General features: G+C 66.9%; 13 protein-coding genes and 1 tRNA gene. 3 read left to right on the top strand and 11 right to left on the bottom strand.

Annotated elements, in window-relative coordinates; translation table 11 throughout:
• Positions 1-181 precede the first annotated feature (181 nt).
• The 3 genes from E6G92_01865 to E6G92_01855 all read right to left on the bottom strand — a co-directional run bounded on the left by E6G92_01865 (position 182) and on the right by E6G92_01855 (position 3,544).
• Positions 182-1,414: a L,D-transpeptidase gene (locus E6G92_01865; GenBank protein TMJ18612.1), complete on the bottom strand. Its 1,233-nt coding sequence runs from the start codon at positions 1,412-1,414 to the stop codon at positions 182-184.
• 107 nt (positions 1,415-1,521) lie between these two features.
• Complete coding sequence (locus tag E6G92_01860) at positions 1,522-1,932, bottom strand: DUF4383 domain-containing protein (protein ID TMJ18611.1); 411 nt, start codon at positions 1,930-1,932, stop codon at positions 1,522-1,524.
• 100 nt (positions 1,933-2,032) lie between these two features.
• Positions 2,033-3,544: an EAL domain-containing protein gene (locus tag E6G92_01855; GenBank protein TMJ18610.1), complete on the bottom strand. Its 1,512-nt coding sequence runs from the start codon at positions 3,542-3,544 to the stop codon at positions 2,033-2,035.
• Between the two features lie 340 nt (positions 3,545-3,884).
• Here E6G92_01855 and E6G92_01850 point away from each other — a divergent pair, with 340 nt between their 5' ends.
• From E6G92_01850 to E6G92_01840, 3 genes are all read left to right on the top strand, one after another.
• The gene (locus E6G92_01850; GenBank protein TMJ18609.1) at positions 3,885-4,109 is read left to right on the top strand and encodes a hypothetical protein; all 225 of its coding nucleotides are present in this window, start codon (positions 3,885-3,887) and stop codon (positions 4,107-4,109) included.
• Between the two features lie 41 nt (positions 4,110-4,150).
• Positions 4,151-8,116, top strand: a complete 3,966-nt coding sequence (locus E6G92_01845; GenBank protein ID TMJ18608.1) for an RHS repeat-associated core domain-containing protein — start codon at positions 4,151-4,153, stop codon at positions 8,114-8,116.
• A gap of 194 nt (positions 8,117-8,310) precedes the next feature.
• Complete coding sequence (locus E6G92_01840) at positions 8,311-8,607, top strand: hypothetical protein (protein TMJ18607.1); 297 nt, start codon at positions 8,311-8,313, stop codon at positions 8,605-8,607.
• Between the two features lie 83 nt (positions 8,608-8,690).
• Here the strand turns inward: E6G92_01840 and E6G92_01835 are convergent, their stop codons facing one another.
• From E6G92_01835 to E6G92_01800, 8 genes are all read right to left on the bottom strand, one after another.
• Positions 8,691-10,133 carry an aldehyde dehydrogenase family protein gene (locus E6G92_01835; GenBank protein ID TMJ20657.1) on the bottom strand — a complete coding sequence of 481 codons (1,443 nt, stop codon included), beginning with the start codon at positions 10,131-10,133 and terminating at the stop codon, positions 8,691-8,693.
• Entirely contained in the window at positions 10,127-10,933 is an 807-nt protein-coding gene (locus E6G92_01830) for a DUF72 domain-containing protein (protein ID TMJ18606.1), read from the bottom strand. Before E6G92_01830 ends, E6G92_01835 begins: the two co-directional genes overlap by 7 nt.
• A gap of 64 nt (positions 10,934-10,997) precedes the next feature.
• Positions 10,998-11,072 (bottom strand) — tRNA-Gln (locus E6G92_01825).
• A 53-nt stretch (positions 11,073-11,125) separates the two neighbouring features.
• On the bottom strand, positions 11,126-12,016 hold the full coding sequence (locus E6G92_01820) for a branched-chain amino acid aminotransferase (GenBank protein ID TMJ18605.1): 891 nt from the start codon (positions 12,014-12,016) through the stop codon (positions 11,126-11,128).
• A gap of 32 nt (positions 12,017-12,048) precedes the next feature.
• Positions 12,049-12,873, bottom strand: a complete 825-nt coding sequence (locus E6G92_01815; protein TMJ18604.1) for a pyrroline-5-carboxylate reductase — start codon at positions 12,871-12,873, stop codon at positions 12,049-12,051.
• Positions 12,874-13,024: 151 nt separating this feature from the next.
• Positions 13,025-13,537: a hypothetical protein gene (locus E6G92_01810; protein ID TMJ18603.1), complete on the bottom strand. Its 513-nt coding sequence runs from the start codon at positions 13,535-13,537 to the stop codon at positions 13,025-13,027.
• Between the two features lie 100 nt (positions 13,538-13,637).
• Entirely contained in the window at positions 13,638-13,922 is a 285-nt protein-coding gene (locus E6G92_01805; GenBank protein TMJ18602.1) for an accessory factor UbiK family protein, read from the bottom strand.
• A gap of 25 nt (positions 13,923-13,947) precedes the next feature.
• Complete coding sequence (locus E6G92_01800) at positions 13,948-14,502, bottom strand: tryptophan-rich sensory protein (protein TMJ18601.1); 555 nt, start codon at positions 14,500-14,502, stop codon at positions 13,948-13,950.
• Positions 14,503-14,510: the final 8 nt, after the last annotated feature.

Raw genomic sequence — 14,510 nt, 5'->3', positions numbered from 1 at the left:
GGGAGGATGAGCAGGTCGCCATGTCCCCCGGACATGGCTAAGCAGTGCGGGGCACTGCTTACCCTGCTCATGGTGGGGGTTTACGGAGTTCGCGGTTTTCCGCGGACACCGGAACCCCTCACCCCAGCCCTCTCCCCATGGGAGAGGGGGTTTGCAGCACCGTTCCGAGTGAGGATACGACCTAGTTGCTGGCCTGTTGGACCGGCGCCGCGCCGCCGTTCAGTGCCTGGCGCACCGGGCGATCGCGCCCGTAGACGTCGTTATAGGTCACGATATCCCCGTCGCTCGTCGCGGCGGCGGTGAAATAGGCGATGTAGACCGGGATCGGGGCGGCGAGGGGGACCGACTGGTTGCGGCCCGTCTCCACCGCGGAGTCGATCTGGGCGCGATCCCAGGATCCCGTCGGCTGAAGCAGCAAGGCGGCGAAGTCGCGCACGTTCTGGGTCCGGATGCAGCCGTGGCTGAAGGCGCGCACCGGGCGGCCGAACAGCGCCTGCGACGGCGTGTCGTGGAGATAGATGGCGAGATCGTTCGGCATCTCGATCTTGACCCGGCCGAGCGCGTTGCGCGGCCCGGGCGGCTGGCGGACGCTGATCCCTCCGCCGGTGCGGGTCACCTGGTAGCCGGGGCCGAAGCGGCCGCCCTGCGAGGCGATGATGCTTTGCGGCACGTTCCACCAGGGATTGATCGTCACCGCGGTGATCGTCGCGTTGAGCTGTGGCGTGGGCGTGCGGACGGCGCCGACCACGGCGCGGTGCCGGGCGGTGACCCGCCCGTCGTCGACCAAAGCGGCGGTGAAGGCGGGAACGTTGACCAGCACGTGGCGGGCGCCGAGCGTGCGCGGCATCCAGCGCCAGCGCTCCATGTTGGTCCGGATGAGGTCGCGCCGCGCCGTGTCGGCCTCGGGCGTATTCGCCAGCGCGCGCTTGAGTCCGGCATATTGGGGATGGATCGGCAGCAGCGCATCGAGCGCCGCGCCCACGCCGCCGCCGCGGGTGACCTGCGCCAGCAAGCGCTGCTGGCCCATCGTGTCGAGCGTCTGGTCGTCCATGTGCCAATCGACCCGGCTTCGGCCGCGGACGGACCCGCCGCTCAGATCCTGGGCGAGCTTGAGGAAGATCGGCGTGGCGACTTGGGTCAGCGCCGAGTCGTCGCTGCCGGAAAGCGCTGCCCGAAGTCTCTCCAGGCCATAATCCGCCGGATCGAGGCCTTCCTGGCCGATCTGCTCGACATAGGTCAGCAGCTCCTGCGCGGTCTCCCGCCGCCAGACGATCGCCGGGGCGACCGGCGCCGCAACGGCAGGCGCCTGCGTCTGGACCTGGGACTGGGCGAGTGCCGCGGTCTGGATCGCGCCCGGCATGGTGGGCGAAGCGAGGGCGACGGCGAAGGCGGAAAGGCGGAGGGCGCGAGTCATGCCCCCTCTTTACCGGTAGAGGGAGTGCTGCGCTAGACTGTTTATTTTATGCGACGAACCGAGGCGGCGGAGCGACGAAACGTCGCGCGCCGCCCCGTGCCGCCGGATCAGGTGGTGACCGGGCTGCGATTGACCCAGCCGAAATAGGCGGCGACGATCGCCAGCCCGCCGTGCAGCCAGATGTCGTTGCCGTAGAGCGGAACCATTCCGAGCAGGTTCTCGGTCGCCGGAATCAGGCCCAGCACGGTGAGCAGCGCGTAGATGATCGCGACTCCCCGGGCATAAGTCAGCGCGCCGCTCGCCGATCGCGAGGCGGCGAGGCCCCACAGGCCGAACAGGATATGGACCGCATTGTGGTACAGGTTGACCGGGAACATGCCGAGCAGCATGCCCATGTCCTGGCCGCCCATGTTCATGCTGCCGCCTTCGGCGGGCTGAACGAGCTGCGGAACGAAGCCGGCAATGCCGACGGCGAGAAATACGATGCCGAAAATCAGCGCGAAGGATCGCGTGCTCATCCTCTTCTCTCCCCTCTTTCCCTTGCTTCTGAAGCAACCGCTGGAAGCCACGGGAATTTAGTCGAGGGCGCAAAGAGGCGCCAGACAATTCGTTTCGCCCCTAGGCGGCGTCGGGAACCCTGGCGCCCTCGTCCATCGAGGCGAGGAAGCCGGCGAGCTCGCCTACCGGCATTGCGGGGGCGTAGAGATGGCCCTGCAGCCCGTCGCAGCCGGCTTCCAGCGCGATCTGCTCTTCCTCCGGGGTCGAGATGCCTTCGGCGATCACCTCGAGGTCCATGGCGTGGCCCAAGGTCACCGCCGCCCGGATGATGGCGATGCTCTGGTCGCGCGCGGCGACGTCGATGAACGAGCGGTCGAGCTTGATCTTGTCGACCGGGAATCGGCGCAGGAAGGAGAGCGAGGAATAGCCGGTGCCGAAATCGTCGAGGACGATCCGGAAGCCGTCGCGGCGAAGGTCCTGGATCGTCTGCCCGCACAAGGTGCCGTGCTCGATGAAGAGGCCCTCGGTGATCTCGAGCTCGATCTGCGAGGGCTGGATTCCCTCCTCCTCGACGATCGCCCGCAGCACCGCAGGAAAGCGCGGCGTCCGGAACTGGAGCGGCGAAAGGTTCACGGCGATGCTGAGGCTGGGCCAGAGCCGCGCGGTCTTGCAGGCGTTGCGGAACGCCTGCTGGCCGAGCTCGTCGATGACTCCGCATTCCTCGGCGATCGGAATGAGCTCGCCCGGAGCGATCGTGCCGAGCGTCGGATGCTCCCAGCGCACCAGGCCCTCGAGGGCCGTCACCTTGCCGCGGCTGCCGATGATCGGCTGGAAATGGAGATCCAGCCCGTCGCCGTCGCGCAGCTGGGTGCGAAGCGAGGATTCGATCTGGTCGCGGCGCTGGACGTCGGCGTCCATCGCCTCGGTGAAGATTCGGAAGCAGTCGCGGCCCGCCGCCTTGGCTCGGTACATGGTGATGTCGGCCTTGCGCATCAGCTCGCTGGCTTCGGCGACCTCCTTGCTGGCGAAGACCGCGCCGATGCTCACGCCGACCCGGGCCTCGCGCTCGCCGATGACGAAGGGCTGGCGGATCACCGAGATGATCCGCTCGCACAGGCGGCGGACGTCCGCCTCGCCTTTCGGGCTGACCTGGACGATGGCGAATTCGTCGCCGCCGATCCGGGCGACGGTGTCGGTCTCGCGGACCAGCGAGCGCAGCCGCTCGCCGACCTCGGCGACCAGCTTGTCGCCGGCATTGTGCCCGAGCGTGTCGTTGACCTGCTTGAAGCGGTCGAGATCGAGCATCAGCAAGGCGACCTGCTCGCCCGAGCGGCGGTAGCGGGTCAGCGCCTGCGATAGCCGGTCCTCCAGCAACGCCCGGTTGGCGAGGCCGGTCAGCTGGTCGTGCAGGGCCTGGTGCTGGGCGGTGGCCTCGCGCGCCTCGAGCTCGTCGACCAGATCGACGAGCGAGCGGTAGAGGAACGACATGACCAGGATCACCGCCACCGCGGAGGTAAGCGCGATCGGCCAGACCGAGCCGAACAGCTCGATCCGTTCCGGAGCGGCATTGTCCTTCACGATGCTGACGAGGGCGAAGTTCGTTAGAACGAGCGTCGCGACCGCTGCAGACACGATCGGGGGGCCGACTTTGCGCGAGTATCTCAAACCAATATCTCCGAGCCCCAAAGGAATTACACGTCGCCGGTTAATAAAATGCGCAGTGTGCGGGCGGGGCAGAAAGTTAACCCTAAAGCCCCTGCCCTTCCGGCCCGCGGGGCCGCGCGCGGCGGCGCGGCGGGGGCCAGGGACATGTTCGCAAGGCGCTTAATGCTGTCCATGAAATCAACAAGATGATGGAGATTTCTGCGTTCCTGCAAGAACTTACCGTGCGAATACCGTAACGAATTCCACTATTCAGCGCTTGCGGTTCCTGTCTATTCTGGCCGCGACTCGACGAATTAAGGGGGCATCAATGAAAGGCAGGGAGAAAATCCTGCTCGGCCTGGCGGCCGCGGCAATAGCCGCGACGGCGATGGCATCGGAGACGATCAGCTACAGCTACGACGCGCGCGGCCGGCTGGTGAAGGTCCAGCGCAGCGGCACCGTCAACAACAACGTGTCGGCGACCTACAGCTACGACAAGGCGGACAACCGCACCAACGTCAACGTCGTCTCGCCCAATTCGCCGCCGCCCTAAGCGGCGCGCACACGCTCGAACGAATCCAATAGGGGAACAAGATGCCGATCACCCACCTTCGGGGGGGCGCCCTTTCCTGCGTCCTTCTGGCGACCACCTGCCTGACCGCCCCGGCGTTCGCGCAGAGCGAGCCCGCCCACCGCGCGATCGACGCCAATGGCGTCGACCTGATCAGCGGCACCTATCCCTTCCAGCTCAACGAGGGCACGATCGGATCGGGCCCGGGCACGATGACGGTCGAGCGCCACGGCACCGATCCGGGCGGAATCGGCAACTGGCAGAGCATGTACCTCTATCAATCGGGGTCGGCCGGGACGGTGGTCGTGATTCTCGGCGACCATTCGGAGACCTTCACCAGCACCGGATCCGGATACACGTCCGCCCAGGGCAATGGAGCGAGGCTGACCAGCGCCAGCCAGGGCGACTATACCTATACCCGCGCCGACGGCGCGACGATCGCCTTCGGGGCGCCCGTCGACGACCGGAACGGCGCCTCCAACCTGTGCAGCCACGTCAACGCCAACCAGAACGGGTGCTACTCGCTGGCGCTGAGCCTGGCCCAGCCCGACGGCATGACGGTCACCTTCGGCTGGGACGTGAATCAAAATTGCGCGACCGTGTTCAATCCCGACGGAAGCCTCGACTGCACCTATGCCTGGCGGCTCGACACGGTCGCCAACAGCTTCGGCTACGCGGTCGATTTCTCCTACGCCTCGAACAGCGTCCCCCTCCACCAGAACCCTTCGCCGACCTGGTACAAGCGCAGTGGCGAGGTGCTGAGCAACGGCAGCGCGACCCGCACGGTCAGCAACAGCTTCGTCTCCTCGACGGTGACGGACGTGACCGACGCCGACGGCCGGACCTGGCGGATCACCAACGGCACCAACGCGCTCGGCATCCGCCGCCCGGGCTCGACCTCGGACGACATCAGCGTCACCTTCTCGGGCGGGATCGTGACCCAGGTGGTGCGCGACGGAATCACCACCGGCTATTCGCGGAGCGTCAGCGGCAGCAGCGCGACGACGACGATCACCGACGCGCTGAGCCATACCTCCACCGTGGTGGCCAATACCGCCATCAGCCAGATCACCTCGACGACCGACCAGCTCGGCCGCACGACGAGCTATACCTACGACACCAACGGCCGGCTGACCCGGGTGACCCGGCCGGAGCTCGATTACACCGCCTATACCTATGACGGCCGCGGCAACGTGACCGAGGTCCGCCGGGTGGCAAAGCCAGGCTCGGGCTTCGCCGACGTGGTGACCAGCGCCACCTATCCCGGCTCGTGCGCTACGCCGGCCTGCAACCAGCCGCTGACGACGACCGACGCGCGCGGACACACGACCGACTACACCTATGACGGCACCCATGGCGGAGTGCTCGCCGTCACCCGGCCGGCGCCGTCGGGCTCGGGCACGCGCCCGGAGATCCGCTATAGCTACACGCTGACCAACGGCGAATATCTGCTGACCGGCATTTCGAGCTGCGCGACCGGCGCCGCGCCGTCCTGTCTCGGCACGTCCGACGAGTCGCTGACGGTGATCGGCTACGACGCCAACGGCAACGCAACGTCGGTCACGCGCCGGGACGGAACCGGCACACTGACGGCGACGAGCACGATGACCTATGACGGCCTCGGCAATTTGCTGACCGTCGACGGGCCGATCTCGGGCACCGCCGACACCACGCGCTACCGCTACAATTCGGCGCGGCAGGTGATCGGCGTGGTCGGCCCCGATCCGGACGGCACCAGCGCGCTGCATCACCGCGCGCTGCGGGTGACCTACGGCGCGGACGGCCAGCAGACCAGGGCCGAGCGCGGCACAGTCAACAGCCAATCCGACGCCGACTGGGCCTCGTTCAGCCCGCTCGAAGAGGTGCAGACCGAATATGACACCCATCACCGCCCTTGGATCCGGCGGCTGGCATCCGGAAGCACGGCCTATGCGCTCGCGCAGACCGGCTATGACAGCATGGGCCGAGTCGAGTGCGTCGCGCAGCGGATGAACCCTGCCGAGCTGGCCACGACGTCGCTCCCGACCGACGCCTGCTCGATCGACACGCAAGGGAGCTACGGCCCCGACCGGATCACCCGAACGACCTACGATTATGCGAGCCAGCCGACGCAGGTGCAGACCGGCTATGGCGTGAGCGGCGTCACCGCGAACGAGGTGACTAGAACCTATACGGCCAACGGCCTGCCCCAGGCAGTGACCGACGCCAACGGCTATTCGAGCTATTTCCACTATGACGGGCTCGACCGGCTGCAATATTGGGTGATGCCGAGCGCCACCGCCACCGGCACCTGGAACTGGTCCGATTACGAATATTACGGCTACGACGCGGCCGGCAACAGGACCCTGGTGGTTCGCCGCGACGGCTCGCAGATCGCCTTGCAGTATGACGATCTCAACCGGGTCACGCTCAAGAACCTGCCGGGCTCGGAGCTCGACGTCAGCTATGCCTACGATTTGCTCGGACGGCTGACCGGCGCTTCGCAGACCGGACAGAGCCTGACCTTCGCCTGGGACGCACTCGGCCGAATGACCTCCGCCGGCACCGGCCTCGGCGGAACGACCAGGACGCTCTCGTACGAATATGACGCGGCCGGGCGCCGCACCCGGATCACCCACCCGGACAGCGCCTATTTCACCTACGGCTACGACTGGGCGGGACAGGTGACGATGGTCCGCGAAAGCGGAGTCAACTGGCTGAACGCCTTCGCCTACACCGACCGGGGCACGGTTTCGGACCAGTCCTACGCCCTCACCTTCGTTTCGAGCTACGGCTACGACGCGGTCGGGAGAGTCAGCGCGACGACGCACAATCTGGCAGGCACCGGCCAGGATCTGCAACTGACCTTCGGCTACAATCCGGCGAGCCAGATCGCCTCGCAGACTCGATCGAACGACTCTTATGCCTGGACCGGCCATTACGCGATCAACCGCAACTACACGGCCAACGGGCTCAACCAATATACCGCGGCGGGCGGCGCCAGCTTCACCTACGACGCCCGCGGCAACCTCACTTCGGACGGCTCGACCACCTACGTCTACGATTCGGAGAACCGGCTGGTCTCGGCGAGCGGTGGGCATTCGGCGACGCTCGCCTACGATCCGCTGGGCCGGCTGTCGCAGGTGACGAGCGGCGCCGGCACGACCCGCTTCCTCTACGACGGCAACGCGCTGGTCGCCGAATATGACGGATCGAACGCGATGACCCATCGCTACGTCCACGGGACCGGGATCGACACGCCGGCCGTAAGCTACGACACGTCGAGCCTTTCCTCGCCGCACTTCCTGCTCGCCGACGAGCGCGGAAGCGTGATCGCGATCTCGGACGCCAGCGGCAGCGCGAGCGCGATCAACAGCTACGACGAATATGGAATCCCCGCCGCGGGCAATAGCGGCCGGTTCCAATATACCGGCCAGGCCTGGCTGCCCGAGCTCGGCATCTATTATTACCGCGCGCGGATGTACTCGCCGACGGCGGGCCGGTTCATGCAGACCGACCCGATCGGTTTCGCCGGGGGGATGAACATCTATGCCTACGTCCACAACGATCCGGTGAACTTCATCGATCCGACGGGGCTCGACGAGGACGACACGATCACCGTTACCGGCCGGCGCCTCTGCCCGCGTGGAACGGCCGTGACCTTCAATGGCGGCTGTACCCAAGACAATAAGGATCTGATTCCGACTCAGCAGCCGACGTCCTACACCAACCTGCCGAACGGCGGCGGTGGGCCTCCTGCCCGACCGCCTCAGCCGCCCAGTCCGCCCAGGCCTGCGTCGCCGCCGTCTCCGCCGCCGCCTGAGAATCCGAAATGCAAACAGATCTCCGACCTCGGAACAGGCTTGCAAGGAGCCGCTGCGATAAATGAAGTTGGGGCGGCACTGACAGGGGAGGTAACGCCGCCAGCGATCGCTTTTCATATTTCGGCGCTTGTCACGGGCGGACTGGGCATAGCCTTGAACATCTATGGAAGCATCTATTGTAGATAGAGGGACGCCATGACAGATATCCTCGATTCCCCGATACTTTCCTTCGCTCTCGGGATTCTATTTTTCGTTTTTTCCTACATAAATTATCGAAACAGACGGCGATCGAAAATAATAAAGGCCTGTTTCGTGGGCTTTGCTATTATCGGCGCCCTGATTTTCTGTAATTTAGTCTATCAATCGGTCTAGACAGGTTCATGCAGGCCGATCCGATCGGAATGCGCGGGGGGGGGCCAGAATGGAAAGAAAATGAATTTGGAACCTGGCCGATGGACGAATGCGATAGCATGTGTGCTATTCATTGGACTTGGGATATTATTTTCATCGGTATTTTTCCAAGCAAAGCTGGCCGCCATGTGCGGATTCTTCGGCGGCTATTTCGCCTCCAAAATCGAATTCCGGGGATCGCGGTGAGTCATGGAATTACCTGGCCGGCGCGAGAAGCGACGCCATTGTCACTCTCAGTTACGCCGCGCCTGGATGAACTGACGTGAAGAAAAAAAGCTCGGGGCCGCAATGCGTCCCGGCGCCCCTCGGGGCATGAACGTCCCCGGCCGCGCGGCGACCCCCGGGCGGATCAGGCCGCCGGGTCGGGGAGCGAGAAGTCGACGCCCTGGGCGAGCGGCAGATCGCGGCTGTAATTGACGGTGTTGGTCGCCCTCCGCATATAGGCGCGCCACGAGTCCGAGCCGCTTTCCCGCCCGCCCCCGGTCTCCTTCTCCCCGCCGAACGCGCCGCCGATCTCGGCGCCCGAAGGACCGATATTGACGTTGGCGATGCCGCAATCGGAGCCGGCGGCGGAGAGGAACAGCTCGGCCTCGCGAAGATCGGTGGTGAAGATCGACGAGGCGAGGCCCTGCGGCACATCGTTCTGAAGCGCGATTGCCTCCTCCATGTCGCGGCATCGCAGGACGTAGAGGATCGGCGCGAAGGTTTCCCGGACCATCACCGCGCTCTGCGCCGGCATCTCGACGAGGGCCGGACGGACGAAACAGCCCCGGATCGGCTGTCCCCCGTGGATCGTCCCGCCCTGCCCGGCCGCCTCGGCGAGCGCCGCCTGCATGGCTTCGACCGCGGCGGAATCGATCAGCGGCCCGACGAGCACGCCCTCCTGGAGAGGGTCGCCGATCGCCACGCCCGCCCAGATGCGGATCAGGCGGGGCACCAGCCGGTCGTAGACGGCCTCGTGGACGAACAGGCGCCGCAAAGTGGTGCAGCGCTGCCCGGCCGTTCCCATCGCCGCGAAGGCGATCGCCCGCTCGGCCAGGCCGAGATCCGCGGACGGGGCCACGATCATCGCATTGTTGCCGCCGAGCTCGAGCAGCGAGCGGCCGAAGCGCCGCGCCACGCGTGGACCGAGCGAGCGCCCCATGGCGGTCGATCCGGTCGCCGAGACCAGCGGCACGCGGGGATCGTCGGCCAGCGCCTCGCCGACTTCGCGCCCGCCCTGGATCACCTCCAGCAAGCCGGCGGGCGCCTCGTCGAATCCTTCCGCGGCGCGGGCGAACAGGCCGGCCACCGCCTCGGCGCATATCGGGGTCTTCTCCGACGGCTTCCACACGACGCTGTCGCCGCAGACGAAGGCGAGGCAGGCGTTCCACGCCCAGACCGCGACCGGGAAGTTGAATGCGGAGATCACCCCGACGGGGCCGAGCGGATGCCAGGTCTCCATCATCCGGTGGCCGGGCCGCTCGGTCGCGATGGTGAGGCCGTACAATTGGCGCGAGAGTCCGACCGCGAAATCGCAGATGTCGATCATCTCCTGAACCTCGCCGAGGCCTTCGGAGAGGATCTTGCCGCACTCGCGGCTGACGAGGCGGCCGAGCGCCTCCTTCTCGGCGCGCAGAACGTCGCCGAACCGCCGGACCAGCTCGCCCCGGCGCGGCGGCGGGACGAGGCGCCAGGCGAGGAAAGCCTTGTGGGCGCGGCCGACGGCGGCGGCGACGGCCTGCGAGTCCGCCGTCTCGACCGCGCCGAGGATCGAGCCGTCGATGGGAGAGAAGGATTCGAGCTTCACAATCGCCTCGCGAGCGCCTCGGCGGCGAGCGGATTGCGTATCTTCGCCGCGCTGATGAAAAAGACGAAGGCGTCCCGGGGCACCGCCTCCGCGGGGACGTCGCCATGATAATCGAGGCCGGCCGGACTCTCTCCGGCTGCCCATCCCGTCGCGACCTTCGCCCAGCGATCGAGCGCGGCCTCGCCATAGCCCAGCGGCTCCGCCTCGCCCGCGCACTGCAGGCGCGCATAGACGAAATCGGCGGTGAGATCGGCGATCTGCGGATAGGTCTCGTGCTCGGCAATGACGATCGCCACCCCTGCGGCGCGCGCCAGGGCGACGAACTCGGCGCACTTGAAGCTTTCGTGCCTCGGCTCGAGCGCGTGGCGAAGCGCCACGCCGTCCTGGCTCGCCGGAAGCAAGGCCAGAAAGGCGCGAATGTCGTCCGGATCGAATGGCTTGGTCGCCGCGAACTGCCACAGGATGGGGCCGAGCTTGCCGCCCAGCGCGCTGAGGCCCTGGGCGCAGAATTTGCCGACCGCCTCGCCCGCCTCGCCGAGCACCCGGCGGTTGGTGCAAAAGCGCGAAGCCTTGACCGCGAACTTGAAGCCCTCGGGCACCATGGCAGCCCAGCGCTCGAACAATGCCGGGGATTGCAGCTTGTAGTAGGTCGCGTTGATCTCCGTGGCATTCAGTCGCGAGGCGAGATGCTCCAGCTGCCGCGCCTTGGGCAGCCCCGCAGGATAGAAGGTTCCGCGCCAGGGATCGAAATCCCAGCCGCCGACTCCGACGTATATGCTCCCGCGCTCTTCGCCGCTGTCCATGGCGTCGCTCTAGCAGGTGCGCCGGCCCTGCACAGCATCCGCGGCGGGGGCCGGGTTGAACGCTTGGCTGGGGCGGCAGGATTCGAACCTGCGAATGCCGGTACCAAAAACCGGTGCCTTACCACTTGGCGACGCCCCAGCAGGCGTGTCGACGCGCGGCTATATAGCTGGCCGCGGCGGAACGGAAAGCCGTTAGCTGTTGGATATCCGGCGGTTGACCAGATCGAGATAGTCGCTCCTCAGCTGAAGCGTCAGATCGCCGATCTCGAAATTCCACGGGCCGGCCGAGGCGACCGGAGCGACCTCGACGGCGCTGCCGGTGATGAACATCTGCTCGAAGCTCTCCAGCTCCTCCGGCCAGATCGCCCGCTCGATCACCGGAATGCCGCGCCGCCTCGCCAGGTCCATCACGGTCTGGCGGGTGATTCCGTTGAGGAAGCAATCGGGCGTCGGCGTGTGCAGCGCGCCGTCGCGGACGAAGAAGGCGTTGGCGCCGGTCGCCTCCGCCACCTGCCCGCGCCAATCGAGCATCATCGCGTCGTCAAAGCCCTTGGCCTGGGCGCTGTGGCGGGCGAGCGTGCAGATCATGTAGAGGCCGGACGCCTTCGATGCGGTCGGCGCGGTGTAGGGCGCCGGGCGGCGCCAGGAGGAGATGTCGAGCCTGAGGCCTTTGCGGACCGATTCCTCGGTGAAGTAATTGCCCCATTCCCAGCAGGCGATGGCGAGGTGGATCTTCGTGCGCTGCCCGGAGACTCCCATCTGCTCCGACCCGCGCCAGGCGAGCGGGCGCATATAGGCATCGCGAAGCCCGCTCGAAGCGAGCACCTCGCGGCAGGCCGAGTCGATCTCGTCGGTGCTGTAGGGGATTTCGAAATCGAGCAACTGGCCGCTGCGCCGCAGCCGCTGGCTGTGCTCCGACAGCTTGAAGATCTCGCCGCCATAAGCGCGTTGCCCCTCGAACACCGAGGAAGCGTAGTGAAGGGCGTGGGTGAGGACGTGGACATTCGCCTCGCGCCAGGGGACGAGACGGCCGTCGAACCAGATCGTGCCGTCCCGATCGTCGAACGTGCGCTGATCGGTCATGGCGGGCGGGATAGGTCCGACCGATCGGTCGGTCAATCGCGCTTACTGCGCGCTTCCGCAGCCATCTCCAGCCCTCGAGTCCGCGACGCCGCCAGGGTGCGCTCGACCAAGGCGAAGAGCGCCCGGTCGGCGTCGAGTATCTTGAGGCCCGCTTCGGTCGTGCCGCCTGGGCTGGCGACGCGCCGGGCGAGGCGCTCGGGGTCGTCGTCGGATGCCGCTGCGAGCGCGGCGGAGCCCTCGACCATGCAAAGCGCGAGGCGCTGCGCCTGATCGAACGGCAGGCCGAGCCGCTCGGCCGCGGCGGCCAGAGCGTCGATGAAGCGGAACAGGAAGGCCGGGCCGGCGCCGGTGAGGTGGCCGGCGAGCTGGAAGCCCAATTCCTCCTCGAACCATTCGGCGTGGCCCAATGTAGCCATGAGGCCGGTCAGCAGGGCCTTGGCGGCGAGGTCTTCGCTGTCGCTGGTGAGGCAGACCACGCCCTTGCCGACCCTGACCGGCAGGTTGGGCATGGCGCGGATGATCGTGCGCGGCCGCGCGAAGCGGGCGCGGAGCGAGGCGAGCTCGACCCCGGCGAGGATCGAGACGAGGATCGTCTCCTCGTCGAGGATCGGAGCGAGCAGCGGCGCCACTTCGTCGAGCTGATAGGGCTTCATGCCGAGCAGGACGATCGCCGGCACTTCGTCCTCGGGATAATCGGTGGTCACCCGCACGCCCTCGCCCGCGGGGCGGCCGCTGGGGCGGATCACGCTGACATGGGAGGGATCGACGCCCTGCTCGATCCAGCGAGCGAGCATCGCCCCCGCCATGTTGCCGCAGCCTGCGAGCCAGAGGGGGCCGGGAAGGAGCGGATCAGCCATGGCCGCCTCCTTAGCGGATCGCGCCCAAAAGAGTCATCCCGGCGAAGGCCGGGACCCATGAACACCGTGATTGGAATCAGGGCGACAGCCTATCGCCTAGCCTTCGAGCTCCGTGTTCAAGGGTCCCGGCCTTCGCCGGGATGACCCGCGCTTAGGCTTCCCCTTGGGTCTCGATCAGCGCCGCGGCGATCGCTTCCTGCGGGGTCTTGTCGGCCCACAGCACGAACTGGAAAACCGGATAGAAGCGCTCGCACTCCTCGATCGCCGCCTCGACCAGCGTCTCGGCCTGCTGCAGGCTCAAGGTGCCGCTGTCCTCGCCGGTCTCGAGCAAGGCGGCGTGGCGGAACAGGACCAGGCCCGAGGCGGACCACAGCTCGAAATGGCCGAGCCAGAGCTGCTCGTTGATCAGCCCGATCGTCTCGTAGGTCGCGGCGCGGCGCTCCGCCGACACGCGGATGTCCGGAAGGGCGAGGAACTGGAGCACCTGATCCTCGGCGCGCCAGATCGCGCGAAGCTCGTACTGGGTCCAGCTCCCCTGGAAGCTGGAGACGATCTCGTCCTCGCCGTTGCGCTCGAACGCCCAGCCGAGCGCGCTGAAATAGGTTTCGAGCATGTCGATGGGGGCGCTGGCCTCCCGCTCAAGCTCATACTCATCCATGTCCATGAAGCGGTCCCCGGTCCTCTTCCGTTCCGCGCGAATCTGCCGTTTCCCGCGTAAAAGCGCAAGGAAGCGGGTTAGGCGCGATCCACAAAGTTGTGGATAGTCAGCCCGCCGTCCCCGGCTTCGGCCTTTTGGGGGCGGCCGTTTTGCGCGCCGTTTCGAGCGCCGCGATGCGGGCGGCGAGCCGGTCATTCTCCTCGCGAGCGAGGACGGCCATCGCCTTCACCGCCTCGAACTCCTCGCGCGAGACCAGATCGAGCCCGCCGATCCATTCGCGCGCGCGCTCGCGCATCGCCGCCTCGGCTTCGCGGGTCATCCCCGCGATCGTTCCGGCGGCGCCGTTCATCACCTTTACGAAATCGTCGAACAAGCGGTTCTGGGACTGCATCGCGAGTCCTTTCCTAAAAGCGAGGTCAGAGCGGGATATCGGTATGCCCGGCCTCGGGTGCAACCGTGGAGGCCTCAGGATTGAGGGTCATGATCTGGAAGGTGAGCGTCCCTGCGAACGTCAGCCAGGCGAGATAGGGGTAGAGCAGCAGGCCGGCGAGCGGCCGGATCCGCCAGGCGACGAGGATCAGCGCGAGGGTGCCGACCACCATGGCCGCGATGATCGACAGCGCCGGGCCGATCCGGTGAAAGGCGAAGAAGACCGGCGACCAGGCGAAGTTCAGGGCGAGCTGGGCGGCGAAGAGCGCGAGCGCGCGGCTGCGCCTTTCCGCCCCCCGCGCGTGGAGAAGCATGGCCAGCGACAGACCGAGGAGGATGTAGAGGATCGTCCAGGCCGCGCCGAACACCCAGCCGGGGGGCATGAGATCCGGCTTGCGCAGAGCGTCGAACCAGGGATTGCCGTAGCCCGAGCCGGACAGCTGCCCGGAAAGCGTCCCGAGCAGCAGCACGCCGGGGACGGTGAACAGGGCGTAGCGAAGGAAGCTCATGCGCAGCTGCGATTTGGAGGCGATCCCGGTCATGCTCTCTC

The organism is Alphaproteobacteria bacterium (assembly GCA_005883305.1).
Taxonomy (GTDB): domain Bacteria; phylum Pseudomonadota; class Alphaproteobacteria; order Sphingomonadales; family Sphingomonadaceae; genus Allosphingosinicella.
Note: the sequence above shows the minus strand (reverse complement) of the source record. Positions and strands in the feature narration are given on the sequence as shown.